The sequence below is a fragment of the Meiothermus sp. genome, assembly GCF_026004075.1.
Lineage (GTDB): Bacteria > Deinococcota > Deinococci > Deinococcales > Thermaceae > Meiothermus.
This window is the reverse complement of record NZ_BPIK01000002.1, coordinates 408,267-430,541: the sequence shown is the minus strand read 5'-3', so window position 1 is coordinate 430,541 and position 22,275 is coordinate 408,267. Positions and strand designations below refer to the sequence as shown.

Annotated in this window: 25 protein-coding genes; 14 read left to right on the top strand and 11 right to left on the bottom strand. The window is 64.7% G+C overall.

Annotation, left to right across the window (positions count from 1 at the left end; all coding sequences use genetic code 11):
* Position 1: 1 nt before the first annotated feature.
* Genes Q0X18_RS14505 through Q0X18_RS14495 form a run of 3 tightly spaced genes read left to right on the top strand, consistent with a single transcriptional unit; the run spans position 2 to position 3,364 of the window.
* On the top strand, positions 2-1,327 hold the full coding sequence (locus tag Q0X18_RS14505; protein WP_297563610.1) for a DUF4129 domain-containing protein: 1,326 nt from the start codon (positions 2-4) through the stop codon (positions 1,325-1,327).
* Positions 1,324-2,253 carry a MoxR family ATPase gene (locus tag Q0X18_RS14500; protein ID WP_297563609.1) on the top strand — a complete coding sequence of 310 codons (930 nt, stop codon included), beginning with the start codon at positions 1,324-1,326 and terminating at the stop codon, positions 2,251-2,253. Before Q0X18_RS14505 ends, Q0X18_RS14500 begins: the two co-directional genes overlap by 4 nt.
* Before the next feature lie 4 nt (positions 2,254-2,257).
* Positions 2,258-3,364, top strand: a complete 1,107-nt coding sequence (locus Q0X18_RS14495; RefSeq protein ID WP_297563607.1) for a DUF58 domain-containing protein — start codon at positions 2,258-2,260, stop codon at positions 3,362-3,364.
* On the opposite strand, the gene Q0X18_RS14490 is transcribed toward Q0X18_RS14495, so the two are convergent.
* Positions 3,361-4,995: a GGDEF domain-containing protein gene (locus Q0X18_RS14490; protein WP_297563606.1), complete on the bottom strand. Its 1,635-nt coding sequence runs from the start codon at positions 4,993-4,995 to the stop codon at positions 3,361-3,363. The two genes, Q0X18_RS14495 and Q0X18_RS14490, sit on opposite strands and share 4 nt — an antisense overlap.
* Positions 4,996-5,157: 162 nt before the next feature.
* On the opposite strand from Q0X18_RS14490, the gene Q0X18_RS14485 reads away from it, so the two are divergent.
* Positions 5,158-5,634, top strand: coding sequence for a tRNA (cytidine(34)-2'-O)-methyltransferase (locus Q0X18_RS14485; protein WP_297563605.1), 477 nt, complete (start codon positions 5,158-5,160; stop codon positions 5,632-5,634).
* A gap of 19 nt (positions 5,635-5,653) precedes the next feature.
* On the opposite strand, the gene Q0X18_RS14480 is transcribed toward Q0X18_RS14485, so the two are convergent.
* Positions 5,654-6,721 (bottom strand): [LysW]-lysine hydrolase, encoded by a 1,068-nt coding sequence (locus Q0X18_RS14480; RefSeq protein WP_297563603.1) that lies wholly within the window; start codon positions 6,719-6,721, stop codon positions 5,654-5,656.
* Positions 6,722-6,922: 201 nt separating this feature from the next.
* Here Q0X18_RS14480 and Q0X18_RS14475 point away from each other — a divergent pair, with 201 nt between their 5' ends.
* Positions 6,923-7,162: a ferredoxin gene (locus Q0X18_RS14475; RefSeq protein ID WP_297563602.1), complete on the top strand. Its 240-nt coding sequence runs from the start codon at positions 6,923-6,925 to the stop codon at positions 7,160-7,162.
* A 47-nt stretch (positions 7,163-7,209) separates the two neighbouring features.
* Here Q0X18_RS14475 and Q0X18_RS14470 read toward each other — a convergent pair whose 3' ends face one another.
* Complete coding sequence (locus tag Q0X18_RS14470) at positions 7,210-8,493, bottom strand: MFS transporter (protein ID WP_297563601.1); 1,284 nt, start codon at positions 8,491-8,493, stop codon at positions 7,210-7,212.
* A gap of 135 nt (positions 8,494-8,628) precedes the next feature.
* Between Q0X18_RS14470 and Q0X18_RS14465 the strand changes: the two genes are divergently transcribed.
* The 3 genes from Q0X18_RS14465 to Q0X18_RS14455 are packed head-to-tail and all read left to right on the top strand — an operon-like array spanning position 8,629 to position 10,594.
* Positions 8,629-9,306 (top strand): response regulator transcription factor, encoded by a 678-nt coding sequence (locus Q0X18_RS14465; protein ID WP_297563600.1) that lies wholly within the window; start codon positions 8,629-8,631, stop codon positions 9,304-9,306.
* 14 nt (positions 9,307-9,320) lie between these two features.
* Positions 9,321-9,968 carry a HAMP domain-containing protein gene (locus tag Q0X18_RS14460; protein ID WP_297563599.1) on the top strand — a complete coding sequence of 216 codons (648 nt, stop codon included), beginning with the start codon at positions 9,321-9,323 and terminating at the stop codon, positions 9,966-9,968.
* 5 nt (positions 9,969-9,973) lie between these two features.
* Positions 9,974-10,594: a cell wall metabolism sensor histidine kinase WalK gene (locus Q0X18_RS14455; protein WP_297564006.1), complete on the top strand. Its 621-nt coding sequence runs from the start codon at positions 9,974-9,976 to the stop codon at positions 10,592-10,594.
* Here the strand turns inward: Q0X18_RS14455 and Q0X18_RS14450 are convergent.
* The gene (locus Q0X18_RS14450) at positions 10,582-11,922 is read right to left on the bottom strand and encodes a HAMP domain-containing sensor histidine kinase (RefSeq protein ID WP_297563598.1); all 1,341 of its coding nucleotides are present in this window, start codon (positions 11,920-11,922) and stop codon (positions 10,582-10,584) included. The genes Q0X18_RS14455 and Q0X18_RS14450 overlap by 13 nt on opposite strands.
* The gene (locus Q0X18_RS14445) at positions 11,919-12,581 is read right to left on the bottom strand and encodes a response regulator transcription factor (RefSeq protein ID WP_297563597.1); all 663 of its coding nucleotides are present in this window, start codon (positions 12,579-12,581) and stop codon (positions 11,919-11,921) included. The genes Q0X18_RS14450 and Q0X18_RS14445 overlap by 4 nt, the downstream gene beginning before the upstream one ends.
* A gap of 181 nt (positions 12,582-12,762) precedes the next feature.
* On the opposite strand from Q0X18_RS14445, the gene Q0X18_RS14440 reads away from it, so the two are divergent.
* The 6 genes from Q0X18_RS14440 (at position 12,763) to Q0X18_RS14415 (ending at position 16,522) form a co-directional block, all read left to right on the top strand.
* Positions 12,763-13,227: a hypothetical protein gene (locus Q0X18_RS14440; protein ID WP_297563596.1), complete on the top strand. Its 465-nt coding sequence runs from the start codon at positions 12,763-12,765 to the stop codon at positions 13,225-13,227.
* A 110-nt stretch (positions 13,228-13,337) separates the two neighbouring features.
* Entirely contained in the window at positions 13,338-13,598 is a 261-nt protein-coding gene (locus Q0X18_RS14435; RefSeq protein WP_297563595.1) for an SHOCT domain-containing protein, read from the top strand.
* Between the two features lie 85 nt (positions 13,599-13,683).
* Positions 13,684-14,391: an intradiol ring-cleavage dioxygenase gene (locus tag Q0X18_RS14430; protein WP_297563593.1), complete on the top strand. Its 708-nt coding sequence runs from the start codon at positions 13,684-13,686 to the stop codon at positions 14,389-14,391.
* 211 nt (positions 14,392-14,602) lie between these two features.
* Entirely contained in the window at positions 14,603-15,379 is a 777-nt protein-coding gene (locus Q0X18_RS14425) for an FAD:protein FMN transferase (protein ID WP_297563591.1), read from the top strand.
* 38 nt (positions 15,380-15,417) lie between these two features.
* Positions 15,418-15,912 (top strand): DUF2271 domain-containing protein, encoded by a 495-nt coding sequence (locus Q0X18_RS14420; RefSeq protein WP_308446055.1) that lies wholly within the window; start codon positions 15,418-15,420, stop codon positions 15,910-15,912.
* Positions 15,896-16,522, top strand: coding sequence for a PepSY-associated TM helix domain-containing protein (locus Q0X18_RS14415; RefSeq protein WP_297563588.1), 627 nt, complete (start codon positions 15,896-15,898; stop codon positions 16,520-16,522). Before Q0X18_RS14420 ends, Q0X18_RS14415 begins: the two co-directional genes overlap by 17 nt.
* On the opposite strand, the gene Q0X18_RS14410 is transcribed toward Q0X18_RS14415, so the two are convergent.
* The 6 genes from Q0X18_RS14410 to tsaE form a co-directional block, all read right to left on the bottom strand.
* On the bottom strand, positions 16,512-18,215 hold the full coding sequence (locus tag Q0X18_RS14410) for a glycoside hydrolase family 125 protein (RefSeq protein ID WP_297563587.1): 1,704 nt from the start codon (positions 18,213-18,215) through the stop codon (positions 16,512-16,514). The genes Q0X18_RS14415 and Q0X18_RS14410 overlap by 11 nt on opposite strands.
* Complete coding sequence (locus Q0X18_RS14405; protein ID WP_297563586.1) at positions 18,215-18,424, bottom strand: hypothetical protein; 210 nt, start codon at positions 18,422-18,424, stop codon at positions 18,215-18,217. The genes Q0X18_RS14410 and Q0X18_RS14405 overlap by 1 nt, the downstream gene beginning before the upstream one ends.
* Positions 18,425-18,557: 133 nt before the next feature.
* Positions 18,558-19,370, bottom strand: a complete 813-nt coding sequence (locus Q0X18_RS14400; RefSeq protein ID WP_297563583.1) for a carbohydrate ABC transporter permease — start codon at positions 19,368-19,370, stop codon at positions 18,558-18,560.
* A complete protein-coding gene (locus Q0X18_RS14395) occupies positions 19,370-20,284 on the bottom strand; it encodes a carbohydrate ABC transporter permease (protein WP_297563581.1) in 915 nt (304 codons plus the stop codon). Before Q0X18_RS14395 ends, Q0X18_RS14400 begins: the two co-directional genes overlap by 1 nt.
* A gap of 102 nt (positions 20,285-20,386) precedes the next feature.
* Positions 20,387-21,631, bottom strand: coding sequence for an extracellular solute-binding protein (locus Q0X18_RS14390; RefSeq protein WP_297563579.1), 1,245 nt, complete (start codon positions 21,629-21,631; stop codon positions 20,387-20,389).
* Positions 21,632-21,811: 180 nt separating this feature from the next.
* Entirely contained in the window at positions 21,812-22,237 is a 426-nt protein-coding gene (gene tsaE / locus Q0X18_RS14385) for a tRNA (adenosine(37)-N6)-threonylcarbamoyltransferase complex ATPase subunit type 1 TsaE (RefSeq protein WP_297563578.1), read from the bottom strand.
* Positions 22,238-22,275 lie beyond the last annotated feature (38 nt).

Below are 22,275 nucleotides of genomic sequence, written 5' to 3'. Positions count from 1 at the left end.
GTTGGCTCGGTGGGCACTGGTGGTGGGGTTGGGGGGTGTTTTACTGGGTGTGGCCGCAGCAGAGCTGCGCCTGGGGCTGCTGTTGGGAATGGGGCTATTTGTGCTTTTGTGGCGTAGCCATTACCGGGATGGATTCCTATGGTTTTCCGCTTTTCCGGGTCTTTTGCACCTGCTCACTTCCCCGGCTTCCTGGGAACAGGCCTGGAATAATTGGTTCCAAACCACCTCTTTACTTTGGATATTTGGTGTGATGGTGGGCAAGATGCTGCGGCAGGAGCGCTGGGCTTTATGGCCAGGTCTGGGATTGCTGATTTTCTACCCTTCGGGTTTGGTTTTTGCTCTGCTGCTGGGGTTACATCTGGTCTGGGGGCTGGTTTGGGAGTGGTCCAAAGCCCAAAACGTCGGGCGCGGGTTTTGGTGGAACCCGGCAGGCCTTGGGGCCCTGGTGCTTTGTGGCGCTCTTTTCGTGCTTGGGATGGGTCATTTGGAACTGCGGCTGCCAAGCCCTGCAGCTCCAATCGAGCAGACGCGGCCCCTCGAGACACCTTCGGCCCCCGCCATCCGGGAAGCCCCCGAGGCCTCGGGGCCTGCGGTGCGCTGGGTACGCCCTGCTGGCTCGCCCCTCGAGTCCTGGTTACCTTTTTTGAACCGGGCCTTGGATGGGTTGCACCTGGCGATGCTTCTGATGGTGGCTCTGGTGCTGGTGCTGACCTTCTGGGGAAATAGAGCCAAGGGTGCGCCGGGCCGGGGCTCTTTTCTGCTGCCGGTTCTGGCGGTGGCCCTTACCTGGGCCCTGCTGCTCTCGGGGCTGCGGGGAAGTGGTTGGGGGGGTGGATGGGTTTGGCCGCGTGGGGAGGGACTGCCTGCTACCCCGGTGGTGGAGTGGCAGGCTCGCAGTGTACCCCCTGGCTTTACTGAAACCGGATATTTGCTGGCTTTCTTGATGGCTTTGGCGGGGTTCTTTTTGCTGCTGGGCATGCTGTACTGGGCGTGGCAGCTACAGCGACCTGAGGAACTCGATTTGCCCACGACCCCGGTCAAACACCACCCACCCAGGCCCCGCACCGCTCCACAAGACCCCATTCGTGAGGCCTACCGAAGTTTCGAGGAGCGCATGCAGGAATTGGGTTTGCCAAGGCCTCCTTCGTCGAGCCCAGCCCGGTTTGCGCAGGATGTTTTGGCCCGACAGCCCCAGGTCAGAGATGCGCTGATTCGGCTGCTCGAGCTCTACCAGCGGGTACGTTATGGCGGTAAACCATTGCCCGAGCATGGCCAGGAGGCCCGCCGCCTGGTCGAGGAGATAACCCGGAGGTTTCCACCCCTATGATTGCACCTTGGTACCAGCGTATTGAGCAACAGATAGAGCGGGTTATTGTGGGCAAAGCCGAGGTGATTCAGCAAGCCCTGGCAGCCCTTTTGACGGGGGGACACCTGCTCCTGGAAGATGTGCCGGGCACGGGCAAAACCACCCTAGCCCGGGCTTTAGCCCGCAGCCTGGGCCTATCCTTCCGCCGTGTACAGATGACCCCCGACCTGCTTCCCAGCGACCTAACCGGGGTTTACATCTACCACAATGGCGAGTTTCGCTTCCGTCCGGGGCCCATCTTTACGGGTGTGCTATTGGCCGACGAACTCAACCGGGCCACCCCCAAGACCCAGTCGGCCCTGCTCGAGGCCATGCAGGAGAGCCAGGTTACCCTGGAGGGACAGACCCATCCCCTGCCCCAGCCTTTCTGGGTGATCGCCACCCAAAACCCCATCGAACAGGAGGGAACCTACCGTCTTCCGGAGGCCCAGCTCGACCGCTTTATCTGCCGCCTGCGTCTTCACTATCCAGAACCCGAGGCCGAACGGGAGATTTTGCGCCGCCTGCGGGAAACCAGCCCGGAAGCCGCCCTGGAGCCGCTTTCCAACGCACAGGAGATCGTGCAGTTGCAACAACAGGTTCGGCAGGTGTACCTCGAGCCCGACCTCGAGGACTACCTGCTGGCCATCGTGCACGCCACCCGGCGGGCCCCCCAGGTCTTGCTGGGGGCAAGCCCCAGGGCGGCACTGGCTTTACAGCGCTTTGCCCAGGCCCAAGCAGCCATAGCAGGGCGTGACTTTGTGCTACCGGACGATATTCAAAGGGCGGCCGTGCCGGTGCTGGCCCACCGCCTGCTGCTGCACTACGAGGCTCGGCTCGAGGGGGCCAGAGCCGAGGGGGTACTGGAGGAAATTCTGCAAAGCCTTCCGGTTCCGGTTGAGGCTTGAGGCGATGTGGGTTTGGCTGCTACCGCTGTTGATTGTTTGCCTGCTGCTGCTGGGGCCGCGGTGGGCTCGAGCCCGGTGCACGGTAACCTCTAAGGCTTTTTTATTCTCGGGCCAGAAGGCCGAGGCCCAGGTTCAGATGGTGCTCCAAACCTGGGTTCCGCTTTTTGCCAGACTCGAGGGGGATGGGTCGGCCCCCTTGGGGGTAATGGCCTGGGGCGGACGGGCCTTGGTCTGGGGGAGATGGCGTCTGGAGGACAAGCTTTTACTGCTGGCGCGACGCCGGGGGGAGCATCACTTACCCGGTGTCCGGGTTTTTGTGCGGGATTTGCTGGGTGTACTCGAGCGCGAGGTGCACCTCAGCCTTGAGCGGGGTGCGGTGGTGGTCTATCCTGAGATACATCCGGCATTGCTTCCCCATCTTAGGCGCACCCTCCTGGCCGATGGTCACCCCGCCGAGGGGGGCATGGAGGATGCCACCCGGTTTGTGGGTGTGCGGGCCTACACGCCTGGCGATCCGCTTCGACACCTGCACTGGAAGGCCACAGCCCGGTACGGACAGCTAATGATGCGGGAGTTCGAGCGGGTCAAGAGCAGCGCAATCTGGCTGCACCTGGACTTGCAAGGGGAGGGCAGGGTAGGGGAAGTCTACCTCGAGCATGCCTCCAGCCTGGCGGCCAGTCTGCTCCGTGCGGCGTCCGAAGAGGGGCTGGCGGTGGGGCTATCGTTGGGAGGCAGGTCTATACCAGTAGGCTTTGGCACTATCCACGAGCAGCGACTGCTGGCTGAGCTGGGCCGAGCCCGGCCCCAGCAGAACCCTACGCCGGTGCCCGACCCGGAACCTGGTACCAACCTAATTCTCGTAACCATGCTGGCCTCGGCAAAGGTTTTGGAAGGTGCCTTACGTGCCCGAGCTCGGACATCCCAGGTGCACCTGGTGGCTTTGCCCGAAGGGTTTTTTCTATGGCCGGGGGAGAAAGGGCGCAGGGTATTTGGCATGACAGACGGGGTGCAGCAGCTTTTGCGAAAGCGAAATCATCTGGTCTCGGAGGGGGTGCAGGTGCACATCCTGCGTGGTAACCAAAGCGTTCTTGGGTTGGGTCACCAACCTTAAAGCTCGAGCAAATCCTCCAGGAACTGGCTGGAGGGTGGAACAGGGTAGACCCGATCCCGTCCGGCTTGCTTGGCCTCGTAGAGGGCCTGGTCGGCTTGCTCGAGCCAGCGCTGCACGGTGGCCATCGAAGGGGGGATTTCACCACCGGCCAGCCCCGCCGAGATGCTCAGCCGCCAGGCGATGGGGCTGATCTGCAGGGCCCGCACCTCGCTCTGGATGCGCTCCAGCACCCGGTAGGCGTCCTCGAGGTCGGCCCCGAACAGCACCAGCGCAAACTCCTCTCCCCCCAATCGCACTGCCAGGTCGTCGCTCCGGCTGGCCTTGCGCAGCACCTCGGCCAACTGTTTAAGCAGCTTGTCGCCGACCGGGTGGCCGTAGGTGTCGTTGATCTGCTTAAAGTGGTCTATGTCCAGCAGAGCCAGGCTTAGGGGCTTACCCTCTTCTCCTGCTCGCCGAAGCAGCCTTTGCACCTGACGCTCGTAACCGCGGCGGTTCAAGAGCCCAGTCAGGGGGTCGGTGTAGGCTTTGTTGCGCCATTCGTTGAGGGCCAGGGAGAGCCGCAGCCGTTCGGTGAGCAGGGGGGCCAGGGCCTCCAGCCCACGCTCGTCTTTGGGTGGGCCAGAAAAGTAGAGCCGTCCCTCGGTAGGGGTGTCGAGGGCCAGCTCGAAGGTGTGCACGTAGGGGCCGTTCTGCCCTGCCCGGATGGTTACGTCGGAGCGCACTTCGATCCCCACCAGGTTGCCGTACAGAGGTTGGAGCCCCTCCATCACGCTGTGCAGCACCCCTTGGGGCGTGAGGTTCTGGGTGGACTGGGCTTTGCTGGAGAGGCTCTCGAGCAGGTTGATCCAGAGCTCGAGCTGCCGCTCGGCACTGCTAATTCGCAAATACACCACCCATCCGATGCCGGCTAGGACGAACATCACGGCGTACCCCCAACCCACCAGGAAAAAGCTGTGGAAGGGTTGCTGGACGTGAGGCTCGAGTCCCAGCACCACCAGACTGCCCAGTAGTCCTACAAGTACCGAGGCCAATGTGCCTTTACTCAGGCGGGACTCGGTGGCCTCGAGGTAGCCCCCCCAGCCAATCAGGGAAAAGCCTAGAGCCCAGGCCAGATACGCAAACCCATGGGGGGGCCAGCCCAGCCCCAGGGCCCAGCTCCCGCCCGCCTTGAGCAATAGCCCCAAGCCCCAGACCAGGCGGCTTTCGCTGGCCTGCCCCCGCAGGGCCGCTTCCAGGAGGGGTAGCGCCAGCAACAAGGGCAGCAGGTCGGCCAGCCATACCATCTGAACCATCTGGGAAGGCTGGGCTGAATAAGCCAGAAACAAGGTAGCCGGTACAAGTGCGGCAAAGGGTAGCAGGGCCAGGGTTAGGCGGGGTGCTTCACGCAGGGGTAATGAGCGCAGAGTGGCTTTCCAGGCCAGCGCAGCTATGAGCAGTAGGGCGTGCGAAAGGGTAAGGGGCGCTTGGGGTTCCGCCTGGCGCTCGAGGAGACCTACCCCGATCTGAAGTCCCCAAAACAGCATCCCCAGGCTGGCCCAGCGCCAGACCGGCTCACTCCTGGCCAGCCACCAGGTGGCCAAACCGGCTACCGCAGCCAGCAACATGAGTCCGATCTCGGGGTACGCCGCCATCCTTCTTTTCTGAAGGTAGCAGTGAAAATTTGAAAAGATGTGCAGAAATGTGCACCCACACGTTACTTCTGGTCGCGAATCCCGTTAATTGGGGTTGCCAATCTTAATCTAACGGCTTTCAAGGGGCCGCCGCAAACCGAATTGATGCGATAAATTCGGGCCATGTTCAAGGTGGTGCTCTATCAGCCCGAAATTCCCCAGAACGCCGGCAACATCGCCCGTACCTGCGCGGCCACCGGGGCCGAGCTGCACCTGATTCGTCCGCTGGGCTTCCAGTGGAATAGCGCCAAACTGCGGCGGGCCGGGCTGGATTACTGGCCCGAGGTAGATTACGTTCTGCACGACTCCTGGGGGGCTTTTCTGGAGACCTTGCCCTCGGATGGCCGGATCTGGGCCTTTAGCAGCAAGGTGTCGCGGCTGTATACCGAGGTGCGCTACCAACCCGGCGATTACCTTTTGTTTGGGCCGGAAAGCCGTGGACTCCCCAGCGAGGTATTGGAGCGCTTTCCCGGCGTGACCATTCCCATGCCGGGCAGGGGCGGGCGCTCGCTCAACCTGGCGGTGGCGGTGGGGGTGGGGCTGTACGAGGCGCTGAGGCAGGTGGGATGGGGTCTTCCAGCCAAAACAGAGGGCGGCTGAGCGCGTCGAAACTCTCACGCTACTTAGCCAGCCGGGTAAGTGCAATGCGCAACGCCTCGATGGCCTTTAGGAACTCGGGTATTTCCACGTGCTCGTTGGGGGTGTGGTCGAGGGTGGAGTCGCCTGGCCCGTAGGCCACCATCGGCACCTTCCAGTGCGGGGCCACGATGTTCATGTCGGAGGTGCCGGTTTTGTATTTGAACACCGGCTCGCCCCCGGCCTGGCGGATGCCAATGCGCAGGGCGCGGGTGAGGGGGGTGTCCTTGGGGCCTACGTAGGGCACCTCGCGCCCGGAGAAGTCGAGATCCAGAACCGGTGGGGCATAGGCCGAAAGGTGGCGGATGGCCTCCTCGACCGAGAGGCGGGGCGGGAGGCGCAGGTCGAACTTCATCTCGGCGAGCTGGCGGGTGTCGGGTTGTTCGATACGGAAGTCGCGCAGGTTGTACTGCACCTGATTGAAGGGCCCCTGGCCGCTGTTCATGGCCTCGGCCCAGGCCTTGATGCTCACAAAGTAGCTGATGAGCTCCTCGGCGGCGTTGGGCTCGTGGTGGGCCGAGTGGAAGTTGTCCTTCTCGCGCCGCACCCGCACCAGCAGACGGCCCTTGTAGCCCAGGGTGATGCCCTGCCAGCTCGAGGGTTCCCCAATCACCACGTAGTCGGGCTTGAGCTTGTCCACCACGTAGCGGGCCCCTTTAGAACTGGGCACCTCTTCCTCGGTGGCCCCCACCAGGTGCAGGGTGAGCTTTTGCAGGACCTCCGGTGGCAGGCCGGCGGCGGCCAGAATGAAGGTTACAAAGGGCCCCTTGGCATCCACCGAGCCGCGGCCAAACAGCTTCTGGCCCTCGAGCCGCACCGGCACCTCGCCGGGTACGGTGTCAATGTGGCCCAGAAGCACCACCTGTACCGGCCCCGTGCCGATCTGACCGCGGGCGTTGTCGGCCTCGTCTACCCAGGCCTTGGCAAAGCCCAGCCTTCGCATGCCCTCGGCCAGGTACTGGGCTACCGCGCGCTCCTGCCCCGAGACCGAGGGAATCTCCAGGGCGCCTTTCAAAAACTCGACGGGGTCTAAGCTCAGGCCATTGTCCATAGCAGTTGTGGGGTCTTGCAGTCGGGCCTCTTAGAGCCCAAACGTTTTTAGAATAGCACCAGTGGGTTTTGAGGGTTCACAGCCGCTTGTACCCGATGCAAAACAGTCGCACCGCCCCTTGACTTTTGGCAAAATTCCTTAGAATAAGAGCCAGTTTGGCGCTTTGCCCATCTACCCAAGCCCAACCAACGGAGGAAAACCATGCCCCATGTGATTGTTGAACCCTGCATCGGCACCAAGGACAAGTCCTGTGTCGAAGTCTGCCCGGTGGAGTGCATCTACGACGGTGGAGACCAGTTCTACATCCACCCCGACGAGTGCATTGACTGCGGGGCTTGTGTGCCGGCCTGCCCGGTCTCGGCCATCTACCCCGAGGAAGACGTGCCCGAGCAGTGGCGCGACTACATCGCCAAAAACCGCAGGCTCTCGGGCCTCGAGTAAACCCCTTGCGTTTTGGTGGGCCGGGGATTACCCCGGCCCTGGTTTTTTTAAGATTCAGGTGTTTTGTTTTCGGCAGGCATGGAAGGCGCTGCTTTTGACTCCAGCGAGGCCCTTTTCCTATCGCGCCGGATGCGCCACCCCAGGTAGTAGACCGCCACCACCCGCAACCCCATCGAGACCAGGATGGGCAGGTGGTAGGCGCTGGGAAAGAGCTGGAGATTTTTGTGCAGGTTGCCCAGCGCCCCGCCCAGCAAAGAGCCCAGGATGCCCCCTACCGCAAAGGCCATCCAGTACCAGGCCAGGTAGAGGTTGCGCTTTTCCGGCGAGGCACTTTGCAGGGCCACGTTGGTCAGGGCGGTGCCAATTCCGCCCCAGGCCACGGCGTCGAAGACCGCGGCCATCCAGATGGTCTCGAGGCGGCCCGGCCCACCGGCCAGCCACAAAGGGGGCAGTACCAGGGCGGCCACGCTGCTGCTGAACAACAAAACCTGCCAGTGCCCAATGCGGTCGGCCAGCCGGCCCCACAAAGGGCTCAGCACCAGCCCACAGCTTGCGGCAATCACCGTCCAGAGGCCCACCTGGGTAAAGCTCATGCGGGCATACTCGAGGAAGAGCGGAAACACGAAAGGCCCTCCCACGCTCACCGCCCCCAAAAACAGCACCACAAACCCCAAAAACCCCCGGAAGCGCCGGTCGGAGAGGGGTTGCACGAACTCTGCAAAGCGAGGGGGTGTGCTTGCTACCGGGGGTTCAAACTGCCGCCGCAGGATGAAGGTGGCCCCAATCCCTGCCCCCACCGCCAGGCCCAGCACCAGCAAGAAACCCCAGGGTTTGCCCAGGGCGTCAATCAGGCCGCCGGCAGCCAGGTTGCCCAGGGTGCCCACCAGACCCAGCAGCCCGTTGCGCAGCCCGAAGTACCGGCCCCGTTGTTGCTCCGGCACCAGGTCGGCCATCCAGCTTGTCCACAGCACGTTGACCGGCGCCACGATCAACTGTGAAAGTGCGGCAATCAGCAACATGCCCGGAATGCGCCAGGCTTCGGGCATCAGGGGTACAAACAGCATCAGGATGAAGAGGCCCCGCCCAAAGACCGATAGGGTCGCGCTCAGATCCTTCCGGCTGCCCCGAAAAAACAGGGCCAGCGGCGCGGCCATCTGCCCCACCATGGGCAGCGCACCCAGGATGGCCAGGGCCACCGGGGGCGCTCCCAGCCACAGCGCATAGCCGGTCATGACCATGCCGGTGCTCCAGTTGATGAACAGGATGGCCAGCAGGCCTTCCCAGATGGCCAGGGTTTGTGAACGGCGGGGCTCGCCGGGGGGCAGTGTCACGAAAGCCCATTATTGACCGATGGGTCAGGTTTGCAAAGGGCGGGCTTCCCCAAATCTACATAAATCCCACCCCGGCCCTTCATGGCCTGCGGGCAGACTGGGGGCATGGCCGGGTCTGCCGATACACTGGAGCCGATGGCACTGGTACTGGTGGTGGAAGACGAGCCGGAGATCGCGGAAATTTTGGAGGGCTACCTGCGTCGGGAAGGGTTTCGCACCGAGCGGGCCTCCGATGGGCGGCAGGCTTTGAACCTGGTTCGAGTGGCCCGGCCCGACCTGGTGCTTCTGGACATCATGCTGCCGGAGGTGGACGGCCTCGAGGTGCTGCGCCGTATCCGCAGCAACGGCCACACCCCGGTAATCCTGGTGACGGCCCGCACCGAAGACCTGGATAAGCTGCTGGGCCTGGAGCTGGGGGCCGACGACTACATAACCAAGCCCTTCAGCCCCCGCGAGGTGGTGGCCCGGGTCAAGGCGGTGCTGCGGCGGGCGGTGCTGGCCGAGGCCCCCAAAGGCATCCTGCGGGTGGGGCCGTTGGAGATAGATAGTGAGAAGGTGGTGGCCCGGCTGGGCGGGGTGCGCCTCGAGCTCACCCCCACCGAGTTTCGCCTGCTGGAAACCCTGGCCCGCACCCCTGGCCGGGCCTTCAGCCGGGCCGAGCTGCTCGAGGCCGCCCTGCCCGACTCGGAGGCGCTGGAGCGGGTGGTGGACGTGCACCTCAAGAACCTGCGCCGGAAGCTCGAGGCCGCCGGGGGTGCGGGGCTTCTGGAGACCGTGCGGGGGGTGGGGTACCGGCTGTGGGTCGAAACCTGACGTAGGTAGCTTGTATGCGCCTTTTTGACCGCATTGAAGTCCGTCTGAGCCTTCTAATGGCCCTGGTGGCCGTCACCACCAGCCTGCTGACGGTGGCCCTCAACACCTTCCAGCGCGAGCGTACCTTTCGGGAACTGCCCGCCGAGGTGCGCGACTTTTTGCGGCGCAACGAGGGCCGCCCGCCCAGCCTGAGCCTGACCCCCGAGCTGCGGCAGATGCTGGCGGAAGGCCGCGAAATTCGGGTACAGATGCGCCCCTCCGATGACCCCGACAACCCCAACCCGGTGTTCTGGATCACCCCCCTGGACAACCCCGCTGCACCTCCGGTTCGGCTGCAGGCCCCGCCCCGCCTGCGCCGGCCCAGCCTGGAGGCCCGCTTACAGCAAAACCTGCTGATTGCGGGCCTGATTGCCACCGGGCTGGGGGTGCTGGTGGCCCTGGTGTTTGCCCGCCGAATGGCCCGGCCCATCGAGGCCATCTCGGCTGCAGCCAGCAGCCTGGCCCAGGGGAAGCTGTCGGTGCGCATTCCCGCGCCCAGGGGTGAGGACGAGATAGCGCGTCTGGCGCGCAATTTCAACCGCATGGCCGAGGCCCTGGAAAAGCTCGAGGCCGAGCGCCGGGCCATGATTGCCGATATCGCCCACGAACTGCGCACCCCCTGACGGTGATGCAGGGCCGCCTCGAGGCCATTCAGGATGGGGTTGTGCCCCTGGAGATGGGCGAGATAGACCGCCTGCACCAGCAGGCCCGGCTGCTCTCGCGCCTGGTTGAAGACCTGCGCACCCTTTCGCTGGCCGATGCCGGGCGGCTCAACCTGGCTTTGCAGCCGCTGAACCTGGCCGAGCTGGCCCGCCGGATGGCCGCTGCCTTTGGGACTGCTCTGGAGGCCAAGCAGGTTGCGCTCGAGCTGAGACTGCCCGAGGGGCCCGTCCCGGTGCGGGCCGATCCCGACCGGCTGGCCCAGGTGATCGGGAACCTGCTCACCAACGCCCTGGAGCATACCCCGGCCGGGGGTAAGATTGCCCTGGAAGTAGCCAAAGACACCACCCACGCCCACCTGCGGGTGCTGGACAGCGGCCCCGGCATCCCCGCAGAAGCCCTGCACAAGGTTTTCGACCGCTTCTACCGGGCCGAGGCCTCGCGCTCGAGGGCCACCGGCGGCAGCGGGCTGGGGCTCTCCATCGTCAAGGCCCTGGTGGAGCTGCACAAGGGGACGGTAGCGGCCCACAACCGCCCCGAGGGTGGAGCGCTCTTCGAGGTGCGCCTGCCACTCCATCAGGCCGGTTGAACCCGGATCCACAGCTCGGCTGCGAACCCGCGGGGCTCGAGGTTCTTAAGCTCCAGCCGACCCCCGTGTACCTGGGCTACCTGGGCTGCCACGCTCAGGCCCAGGCCGTTGCCGGGCACCCGGGTGCCGGGGGCGCGGTAGAAGGGCTCGGTGGCCCGCTGGAGTACCTCGGGCGGCATGCCCGGCCCTTCGTCCTGCACCCGCAGGATGGCGAACTGCCGGTCGTCGGAGTGGGCCAGCTCGAGCCGCACCGGGGCCCCTGGGGCGTACTTCTGGGCGTTGGAGAGCAGGTTTTCCAGGGCCTGGCGCAGCAGAAAGGGGTCACCGGAGGTTTCCAGGTGAAGGGGCCCCTGGTAGGGCACGCCCGCTTTTTGTGCGACCTCCTCGGCGAGCTGGGCCACGTCCAGCCCCACCCGCTGCCCCCGGCCCTCCCGCGCCAGGGTCAGGAGCGACTCGCTCAGGTGGGTCATGCGCTCCACCTCCTCGCGCACCACCGATAGGGTTTCCTCGGGCGAGGCCAGCCCCTGCTGCAGCGCGTCGAGCTGCAAGCGCAAAGAGGTCAGGGGGGTGCGCAGCTCGTGGGCGGCGTTGCGGGTGAACTCGGTCTCGCGCTGGCGGAAGGCCGAGAGCCGCTCGAGCATCTGGTTGAAGGTCTGGCTCAGGTGCAGGAGCTCCCCGCTGCCCTCGGCGGGCACCCGCAGGCTCAGGTCGCCTGAGTCGGCCACCCGGCGGGCGGCCTGCTGGAGGTGGCGCAGGGGCCGCAGGGCCGGCCCGCTTACCAGCCAGGCCACCCCGGCCCCCAGGAGCGCCACCACCAGGGCGGTGAACAGCACGGTCTGCTGGTAGCCGGCCAGGCTGGCCCGCACCTGGCTGGCCTCGAGCGCCCCCTGCAGGTAGAGCCCGGGGCCCAGGCGCACGCTACGGTAGAGCCAGTTCTGCTCGAGCCGGGCCGCGGGGTGGTAGTCCAGGGGAATTTCACTGGGAAAACTGCCCCACTCCCGCAGTACCACCTGCCCCTGCACCAGCCGGGCGTGGGCGATGGTGCCCACCGGTGCGGGGTTTGGAAGGGGAAGCAGGGGCGTGTTGTCCCGCAGGCGCTCCATCCACTCGGTGCCGGAATCGCCGTCCCGATCACGCCTGAAGAGCCGTGGGGGGCCCCGGCGGCCCTCGAGCTGGTCGGCGATGCGGGCGAGGTAGGCGTTCAGGTCGCGCTCGAGGTTGCCCATCTGCAAGCGTTCGAAGCTGGCGTACCCTAAAAACCCCTGCACCAGCAGGGCCAGGGCAATGGCCAGGGCGATAAACAGGGCCAGGCGCAGCCGCAGGCTCATGGCTCTACCCCCAGCCGGTAGCCCCCCGGTACCGTGCGCACCACGCTGCTATCCAGCTTGTTGCGCAGGTGGTGCACACACACCTTGACCACCCCGGTATCGGAGGCTTCCTCCCCCCAGATCAGATCGAGCAGCTCCTCGGGGCTGTAGACCCGGCCCGGAAACAGGGCCAGTCGTTCCAGCAGGGCGTACTCGCGGGGGGAGAGTTCCACCAGCCGCCCCTCCCAGCGCACGCTGCGCTGGGCGAGGTCGAGCTCGAGGGGGCCTCGCTGCACCCGGCTCTGCTTAACCTCGCTCACCCGGCGCAGCAAAGCCCGCACCCGCGCCAGAAGCTCGGGCAGGTCGAAGGGCTTGACCACGTAGTCGTCGCCGCCTTCGTCCAGGCCCATCACCCGGTCGGCCAGGGCGTCGCGGGCGGTCATGAAGAGAATGGGGCCTTTGTAGCCGGCGGCGCGGGCCTCACGGGCCAGAATAAACCCCCCATCCTCCGACTCAGGCAGGCGCACGTCCAGAACCATCAGGTCGGGCTCGGCCTCGGCCAGCAGCGCGCGGGCCGTGGTCAGGTCGGGCGCATGGCGCACCTGATGGCCCTGGGCCTCCAGAGCCCGCAGAACCGGGCGGGCGATGTTGGGCTCGTCTTCCACCAGCAAGAGCCGCATGCCTATAGCTTGCATTGTAGGGGTTATGGATGGGTTATGAGCGGGGTTACCATCAAAAAACCGCTAGGTACGGGCTTCTTGCACATGAGAGACCTTCTCAGCGATTCGTAACTGCCTCGTAACTGCCCTGCCGCAAACTTCTTCTCGGGAAAGCCAGAGGGCTTTCCGGAAGGAGGAGAGTATGAACAAGACGCTAAAAACCCTGTTGTTGGTCTCGAGCCTGGCGGTAGCGGGTGCCTTTGCCCAGCAAACCCCGGCGCCCCAGCCCGCCCCGATGCAGCCCAGGGCCATGCAGCGCATGATGGCCCCAAGGGGCTTGATTGGCAACCTGTACTGGAGCGCGGCCCAGTTCCTGGGGGTCACCCCCGCCGAGCTGGCGGTGCTGAGCGGTGGCACCAAGACCCTGGCCCAGGTGGCCACCGACCTCGGCAAGACCCCAGCGGCCCTCGAGGCGGCCCTGGTCACCGCCCGCAACCAGGCCATTGACCAGGCCCAGCAGGCCGGGCGGCTTACTGCCGAGCAGGCCAATACCCTCAAAGCCAGCAGCCAGGCTGTAGCCAAGGCCTTTGTGGCCCAGCCGGTGCAACTGCGCATGGGCCTGGGGGGCCGGGGTGGTTGGGACGGCCCCCGGGGGCGGTGGCGCTAGGCCCTGTCCGGTAGTAGAAGTCGGGCGTGTGGTTGAAGCTTCGGCCACACGCCCCTACTACAAAAGCAAAGGCTTACCCGGGACCACTTTTTTGCCGTGGGAGGCGCAGTATGTGGATGATGGATCACCGTGGACGTTGGGATGGTTTCGGCTACTACGGCTTTGGCTGGATGGACGATGTGCTGTGGGCCCTGCTGTTGCTCGGACTGATTGCGCTGGTGGTGGCGCTGATTGTGCGGCTGCTGCGCAGCCCCACCAATGGCAGCAAAGCGGCCCCCGACCGGGCCCTGGAGATCGCCCGCGAGCGCTATGCCAAAGGCGAGATCAGCCAGGCCGAGTTCGAGACCCTTAAGAAGAACCTGGGCGGTTAGGCATAACAGCGGGGTTCAACCCCTATTTTCCTAACCCGTTTGCCACCATTTGCGTCGAAAATGTTGGAAAAAAGGGAGGGCCAGGATGGACAGCGACGATAAACCGATTGGAACGATTTTGAACCGCCGTAAGGTGCTGATGGCGCTGGGCCTGGGCGGGCTGGCCGGGGTGAGCGGACTCCTGGGACAAAAGGCCGATGCGCAGGGCACGCTGCCTTCCTGCATTGTGCGCCCGGCCCTGACCGAGGGGCCCTACTTTGTGGATACCCAGCTCAACCGCTCCGATATCCGCTCCGACCCCACCACGGGGGTGGTGAAGCCGGGGGTGCCCCTGAGCCTGCGCTTTGTGGTCTCGAGGGTCTCGGCCAGCGGATGTACCCCGCTGCCGGGGGCCATGGTGGATATCTGGCAGTGCGACGCCCAGGGCCTCTACTCCGGGGTGCAGGATCGCTTCGCCGACACCCGCGGGCAGAAGTGGCTGCGCGGCCACCAGATCACCGATGCCCAGGGGGTGGCCCAGTTCACCACCATCTACCCCGGCTGGTATCCGGGCCGCACCGTGCACATCCACTTCAAAATTCGCTACCAGAACCGCGACTTCACCTCGCAGCTTTTCTTCGACGATGCCCTGAGCGACCGCATTTTTGCCAACCCGCCCTATGTGAAAACGGGCACCCGTACCCGCAACGCCAACGACGGCATCTACCGCAACGGGGGGAGCCAGCTCCTGCTCAACCTGACCCAGAGCGGGCAGGGCTATGCCGCTACCTTCGACATCGGACTGAACCTCTAGCCTTCACCAAAGCTTCATCCTTTGTTTACGCAAACCTTATGCCGCACGGGGATACTTCCCTGCGGAGAGGAGCACCCGTGATGCCGCTGGCCCTATTCAGACCACGCCCGTACCTGCATCAGGCCCACTACGAGGGGGTGCTGGGTACGACCCTGACCCTTCAGGTGCGAGCCAGGGCCCGCGGCAAGCCCGCGCCGCCGAGGCCGCCAGCTTGGCCGAAATTGAGCGCCTCGAGCGCATCTTCAGTAGCTTTTCGCCCGACTCCGAACTCGCGCGCTGGCAGGCCCAGGGCATAGCCCAGCTTTCGCCGGAACTCCATGCCTTGCTGCACGCCGCCGAAGGCTGGATGGCCTACACCCACGGGGCCTTTAACCCGGCGGCTGCGGCCATCCAGGCTTTATACAGGCAAAACCCCAAACCCACCGAGGACGAACTCGAGGCCCTGCGCCAGGCGCTCAAGGGCCCCCTGTGGCGGCTGGAGGGCCGTGTAGCCCATAAACTCACCGCGCTGCCCCTCACCTTAAACGCCCTGGCCAAAGGGCATATCGCCGACCGCGCGGCCCAGGCCGCGGTAGCGCAGGGGGCCGAGGAGGTGCTGCTCAACCTGGGCGGGGAGATCCGGCATATCGGGTCGCAGCCGGTGCGGGTTGGGGTGGCCGATCCCCTGGACGTGGCCGACAACGCCCCGCCGCTGGCCCGGCTCTCGGTCTGCAACCAGGGCGTGGCCACCAGTGGTCGCTCGCAGCGGGGAGCGCACCTGTTCGACCCCCGCACGGCCCGGCCTGCCACCCAGATGGTGCAGGCCACGGTGCTGGCCCCAGACGCAGCCACCGCCGATGTGCTGGCCACGGCTTTCTGTGTGCTCGAGCCCATGCTCAGCCTGGCCCTGGCCGAGGTATTTGGGGTGGGCTGCTTATTGGTGGAGGCCAACGGACGCACCCATACCAACCCCAGCTTTACACAGCAAATAACCGAGGTGATTCGATGAAACGCTCCTTTATCAGCCGTCGAAACTTTGTGTATTGGATGATTGGTCTTGTACTCACCCTGTGGGCTGGTAAAAGCCTGGCCCAGGCCCGGTGGGCGGGTATGAAGCTGGACATTACCTTCGAGTTTGTGGGAGGGGGTACGCGATACCGCGCACCTTATGTGGCGGTCTGGCTCGAGAACGCCCAGGGCCTGCCGGTGCGCACCCTGGCGGTCTGGTTTGAGCAGTCCCGCAAGGGCCCGCGCTGGCTCAACGAACTCCGGCGCTGGTACCGCAGCAACGAGCCCACCGAGGCCGTATCGGGCCCTACCCGGATGCCGGGGCGCTACACCCTGAGCTGGGACGGCAAGGACGACAAGGGCAACCTGGTTAATCAGGGCGACTATTACGTGTGCGTAGAGCTGGTGCGCGAGCACGGCCCCTACGAGCTGTTCCGCGAAAAAGTCACCCTGGCCCAGACCCCTTTCAAGCGCAGCTACAACGTGGCTGGCGAGCTTAAGGAGGTGAGCCTTTCCTATGATCGGCAGGGCTGAGATGCCAGTGGAAAAAGCGCAGAAACCACTGCGCTCGAGGGTCTATGCCCTGGCCCGCTGGCTGCATCTCTACGCTTCTATGTTGAGCCTGCTGGTGGTGTTGTTTTTTGCCGCTACCGGCATCACCCTCAACCATCCCGAGTGGGTGTTTGGCAATGCCCAGACCATCCACACCTACCAAGGCACCCTGCCCCAGGGCTGGCAGCAAGGGGGCGAGGTCAACTGGCTCGAGGCTGCCGAGGCCTTGCGGGCCGCCCACGGCCTACGAGGGCAGGTGAGCGACACCCGCGCCGACGACCAGGAGGCTTCCATCAGCTTCCGCGCCCCTGGCTATGCCGCCGATGCCTTCATTAGCCGGGCCGACGGCAGCTATACCCTCAAGGTGGTGGCCCAGGGGCCGGTGGCCGTCCTGAACGATCTGCACCGCGGGCGGGATGCTGGCCCGGCCTGGGCCTGGCTGATTGACCTCTCGGGCGGGTTTTTGTTGCTGGTGGCGCTTACGGGCTTCGTGCTCTCGCTGTACTTCCGCAAAACCCGCAGCGCGGCCTTGACCGTGGCACTGACGGGCCTGGGTGTTCTGTTGCTTCTGACCTGGCTGGCTATACGGTAGGCCCTTTGGGGTCTTTGCCCGCGGCCAGCGCGTAGGCAATAAAGCCGGCCAGCGCAGCAAACCCCACCCCGGTGCGGGCCTGGCCGGTCTCGGGGTCGAAGGACTCGCAGGCGTAGCCCTGGTCGAGGGGGGCCTGCTCGAGGATCATGAGCGCGTCCCCTGCCGGCCGCATCAGCCCCGAGAGAATCCGGTTGGCCAGGCCAAAGCCCGAGGGAAAGGGAAAATGGGCCGAGCCCTCGCCGGGGAAGCGCCCTTTGTAGTGGTGGGGGTTGTCGTTTCCCAGAATCCAGAGCGCGGTGGCCTGCCAGATGGGATCCTGGCGGCTGCAGAAGCCCAGGTGCGGGAGCAGCAGCAGGCTGCCCGCGGGTTCGTCGGCGAAGGTGTGGGGGCCCCCCGGCTCAAAGCTGAAAACGAAACGCCCGTTGCGCTCGGCCTGGCGGTAGAGGGTCTCGCGCAGGGTGCGGGCCTCGAGCCTGAGCGCCTCGGGTTCCGGCCAGAAGGGGGCCAGCCGTTCCAGCGCCACGCACCACAGCGCGTTGTCGTAGGTCAGGTAGGGCTCCCTGACCGGGTCGTCGGTGGGGGAGAGGAAGGTGCGGTAGAGGGTGAGGGAGGGGTGTTTTTCCTCGGCCACCCGTGCCAACACCCAGGCCAGGGGCTCGCGCAGCTCGGCCACCAGCTCGGGGTTGGGGCCGGTGGCCTCGAGGTAGCGGGCCAGGGCCAGGGGGTAGGCCGCGGCCTGGTCGAGCTCGAAGCCGGGATACAGGGGCGGCCCGCTCAGGTACTGGGCGTGCTCCCCCGGCCAGCGGGCCTGGCGCTGAAATACCGCTTTCAGCACCGCCTTGGCCCGTTTGCGGTCGGCCTTGAGCAGGGCCGGAAAAAACCACAAAAGCGCGTCGCGGGCCCAGTAGGCCCCCGAGACGTAGTAGTGCGGGCTCCTCGAGGTGAGCAGCACCGGCTCGCCCTCCAGGGTGTCGGCCTGGGCGTAGAAGTAGCTGAAAATCAGATGCCGCCGGTAGACCTCGTAGAGGGGGCCGCTGTAGTGGGTGGTCAGCAAGGCCAGCTTGTGCAGGGTCTTGCGCAGCAGGCTCTCCCAGCCCACCCGCCGCAGGTGCAGGGCGGTGGTGCGGGCCCCATCGCTTTCGGGGGCCAGGCCCAGGTAGAGCGTGACCGGGCCGGTGTCCCACTCGAGCACGAACTGCGGCCCCCAGTTGGTGCGACGGGGCGGGGGGTCGGCCTGCAGGCCCAAAGCCAGCAGGGTACGGTAGGTGCGGGCTTCCAGCACATAGCTCCCCGTCCAGCCGTCCTGCCCGCTGTGGAAGACGCAGTCGAGCGGCTCCTCCCGGAAGCGCCGCAGGCCCAGGTACTCGAGGTTCCCCGCCACCTGAAGGGGGCCCTTCTGTTTGGGCTCGAGGCGCAGCGCCAGCCCCCGCTCCCCCCAGGGGGCCAGCAGCGTAACCGTGAGGTGCTCGTTCTCCCAGCAGGGAATCCAGTCCGCGAGGCGCGAGACCTGCCAGCCCCGCCCGGACACTTCCAGCAGCGGTTCACCTACCCAGTCCAGCAGCCCATTGAGCCCCAGCGAGGCCACCCCGATGCGCGAAATGGAGGGGGCCTGGGGGCTGGCTTCTACGTGCACCTCGAGGTTCCCGGTGGGCAGGTGCTCGGGGGGTGCGTCCAGGATGGGGGCGGGCGTCATCAGCTCCATAAGGCGGCACACTGCTTCTTGAGCTTATCGAAGTAGACCCAGATGAAGTACATCGCCCCCAGCACCCCCAGCACGAACAGAACGGTCACGATGCTGCGCAGCCAGTCGGCGAACATCACGCCCACCAGCACCCCCGCGGCAAAGCTGACCAGATGCCCGCGGTACTGCTGCCATAGCCTCTGGCCCAGGCGCTGGTTCATGCCGACCAGATTACCAGGAAAACCCCTTCATCGCGGTTCCCTCTGTTTTTGCCGCTAGTCCTAGCGGCAAAAAACGAGTCCAGCGAAGCGGTGTTGATTTTTGAAGATTGCTCAGCTCTTTCCGAGAACCGCTCTAGCCCTTGACCCCGGTCAGCACCACGCCCTCGATAATCTGGCGCTGGAAGAACAGGAAGACCAGCAGCACCGGCAGCACCGCCAGGCTGCTGGCCGCCATAATCAGGTTCCAGGCGGTGCCGGCCTCGCTCGAGAACAGCGCCACCCCCACCGGTATGGTGCGCATATCGGCGGTCTGTACCACAATCAGGGGCCACAAAAAGGCGTTCCAGTTGCCCAGAAAGGTAAAGATACCCAAAGCCGCCAGGGCCGGGCGCACCAGTGGGAAGGCGATGCGCCAGAACACCCCAAACTCGCTCAGCCCGTCTATCCGCCCGGCATCTAGCAGGTCGGTGGGCAGGGTCTGGAAAAACTGCCGCATCAGAAACACCCCAAAAGCGCTGATGAGGCCCGGAAACAGCAGACCCCAGTAGGTGTTGCTCCAGCCGTACTCGGTGCTCATCACGTACCAGGGGATGATCAGCATCTCGGTGGGCACCATCAGGGTCGAAAGGATCAGCACAAAAATGAACCCCTTGCCGGGAAAGCGCAGCTTGGCCAGGGTGTAGCCCACCAGTGCGTCGAAGAACAGCACCGAGGCCGTGGTGATGAGCGCCACAATCAGGCTGTTGAGGAACCAGCGGGGAAACTGGGTTTTGAACAGCACCTCGCGGTAGTTGTCCAGGGTAGGGGCCTGGGGCAGCACCCTGAGCTCGAAAATCTCGGCGAAGGGCTTGAGGGAGGTCAGGAACATCCACACAAACGGAAAAAACATCACCAGGCTGCCCAGGATGAGCAGCAGGTAGATCAGGAGCGTGGACAGGCGTTTCATCAGTACTCCACCCGCCGAGACAAAAGCCGCAGTTGCACCAGGGTGATGGCCAGGATAATCACAAACAGCAGCACCGTGATGGCGGCGGCATAGCCCAGGTCAAACCGGGCAAAGGCTTGCTGGTAGATGTAGAGGGCCAGGGTCAGGGTCGAGCCCAGCGGCCCGCCCTGGTCGGTGAAGTTGAGGTTGACCACCTGGGTGAACAGCTGTAAGAAGCCGATGGTGCCGATCACCGCCGAGAAGACCATCACCGGGTTCAAAAGCGGAAGGGTGATGTGGCGGAAGAGCTGCCAGTTGCTGGCCCCATCTATGCGGGCGGCCTCGTAGTAGTCGCGGGGAATGTTTTGCAGGCCCGCCAGGAATAGCACCACCTGAAAACCCAGGTTCTGCCACACCACCACCATGGTCACGGTGACCAGGGCCTGGGAGGGGCTGGTCAGGAAGGGCTGGGGCGGGATACCGAACACCCCCAGAATTTCGTTGACAATGCCAAAATTGGGCGAGAGCATCCAGCTAAACACCCAGGCGATGGCGGCCGCAGGGGTCACGTAGGGCGCAAAGTAGATGGCCCGGAACACCTCCCGGAAGCGCGTTACCGCGTTCAGCAAGAGGGCGATGCAAAGCCCCAACAATAGCTGCAGGGGAACGCCCAGCAGGGTGTAGGCCAGCGTGTTTTGCAGGGCTTTGAGCAGGAGCCGGTCGTCCAGCATCTGGTGGTAGTGCTCGAGGCCCACAAAAGGCCGTTGGCTGGGGTCGGCGTGCCAGTTGAAGAGCGAGAGCCACAGGGCCTGGAAGGCCGGCCAGATGCGGATAAACAGGAAAAAGGCCAGCGGGATGGCTAGGAAGGCCAGGGCCCACAGCGCCTCGCGGGTCGCCAGCGATACGCCGCGTCGGGTGGGCTCAGAGGGTCTCATAGAAAATGCCATACCGGACTCCAAAGTCCCCTCATAGTCGCTTGTGTTGGGTGGAAAAGGGATTCCTCGCCCCCTGGCGAAGAATCCCTCGAGCCGGGTGCGCTACTTCCAGAACGCGTCCAGCAGCTTTTGCTCCTCGGCCACGGCCATGCGCCAGGACTCCGCCGGGTCTTTGTTTTCCAGCAGCACCCGGTTGATGGCATCGGTCATGACCTTGCGCTGCCCGATTTCATCCACAAAAGGCGTGGCTTTGGCATAGGCCAGCGAGAGCACGAAGGGGCCAAAGACCTTGTCCAGGGTGAGTTTGGGGTCTTTGATCAGGCTTTTGCGGGCCGGCAGCTCGCCCACCTTCTCGAGCCAGTAGCGCTGGGTTTCCTCGGAGACCAGAAACTCCAAGAACTTGAGCGAGGCCGCCTGCTTGGGCCCGGTGGCCAGGGGGGTCAGGCCGTGCATCCAGAAGGAGCCGTAGTTCACCTTGCGGGCGCCAATTTTTTCTACGGGCAGCTCGGCCACACCCCAGTTGAACTTGGCCCCGCTGCGGATGGTGCCGATGGCGAACGAGCCATCAATAATCATGCCCACCTTGCCGGCGATAAAGGCGTCGCGGTAGGCGTTGTTGCCGGGGAAGAACTGGTTGCCCAGGGTGCCCACGTTGTACTTTTTGAGCCAGTCGGTGTAGAAGGTGAAGGCCCTGAGGCCAGCGGCATCGCCGTAAAGTACCCGGCGCCCATCGTCGGAGTAGGGCCGCCCGCCAAACTGCCGGATCAGCACCTCGCGCACCAGGTGGTGATCCTGCCCGTCGGGGGCCATGGCGTAGCCCAGTTGGGTGAACCTGTTGCCGTCCTTGATGGTCAGCTTGGCTGCCATGCTCAGAAACTCGTCCCAGGTTTTGGGCGGGTTCTTGAAGCCGGCGGCGTTCAAGAGGTCACGGTTATAGAACAGGGCCAGCGAACGCACCGCGGTGGGCATGCCGTAGAGCTTGCCCCCTACCTTGGCGGCCTGGGCCAGGCTCGAGAACTCGCTATCCAGCACCTTGATGTACTCGGCGGGCATGGGTTGCAGATACCCGGCCTTGACCCAGGTGGGCAGCCAGCCATAAAACAGGTTGACCACATCCGGCCCCTGGCCCGCGGGAATCGAGGAAGCCACTTTTTGCTGGTAGGCATCGAAGGGGAAGGTCTGGTGCTGCACCTTGATGCCGGGGTTGGCGGCCTCGAATTTTTTGATCAGCTCGTTCACCGCCTCAACCTTGCTCCTGAAGTCGTACTGCCAGTAGGTGATGGTGACCTGACCCTGGGCCAGCGCCGCTCCCAACAAAACGATCAGGATGACTAGGGCTTTTCGCATGAACTGCCTCCTTTAACCTCGAGGGGTCGTACCCATTATATGACCAACCGGTCACCCCTCCAAAAAGAGCCCCGTGCCCCACAACGGATTTTTCCTCATTCTGGGGAACAAATAGCTTTCTGAACAGCAAAACTTGGTTGGCCGCGACGGGCCCCAAGGGCGAAGCTGCCCGTGGGGTGCTCAGGCCAGTTTCGGGAGCGGCGCGTGGCCGTGGGGGATGATCTCGAGCCTCCGTCCATCTTCGGTAGGGGTCAGGCGGATCTCCAGGCTATCCGGGAACACCTCAGGCTTCCCCCATTCAATCAGCACCAGGCGGGCCTCGGGCAGGTAGTCCTCGAGGCCCAGATTAAAAAGCTCCTCCTGGTCGGCCATGCGGTAGGCGTCGATATGCACGATCAGGCCCTGCGGGCTGGGGTATTCGTGAATCAGGGTGTAGGTGGGGCTGGTCACCTCGCCCTGGAACCCCAGGGCCTGGGCGATGAACTGCACCAGGGTGGTCTTGCCCGCGCCCATGGGCCCCGTAAGCAGCACCAGCGCCCCTTCGGGCAGGCTTTGTGCGAGCCGGTGGGCAACCGAACGGGTGTCTTCCAGATGCTTCAGCAGCACGCTTACTAGCTTATCGCCTGGATGAGCCTGTGCTTCCA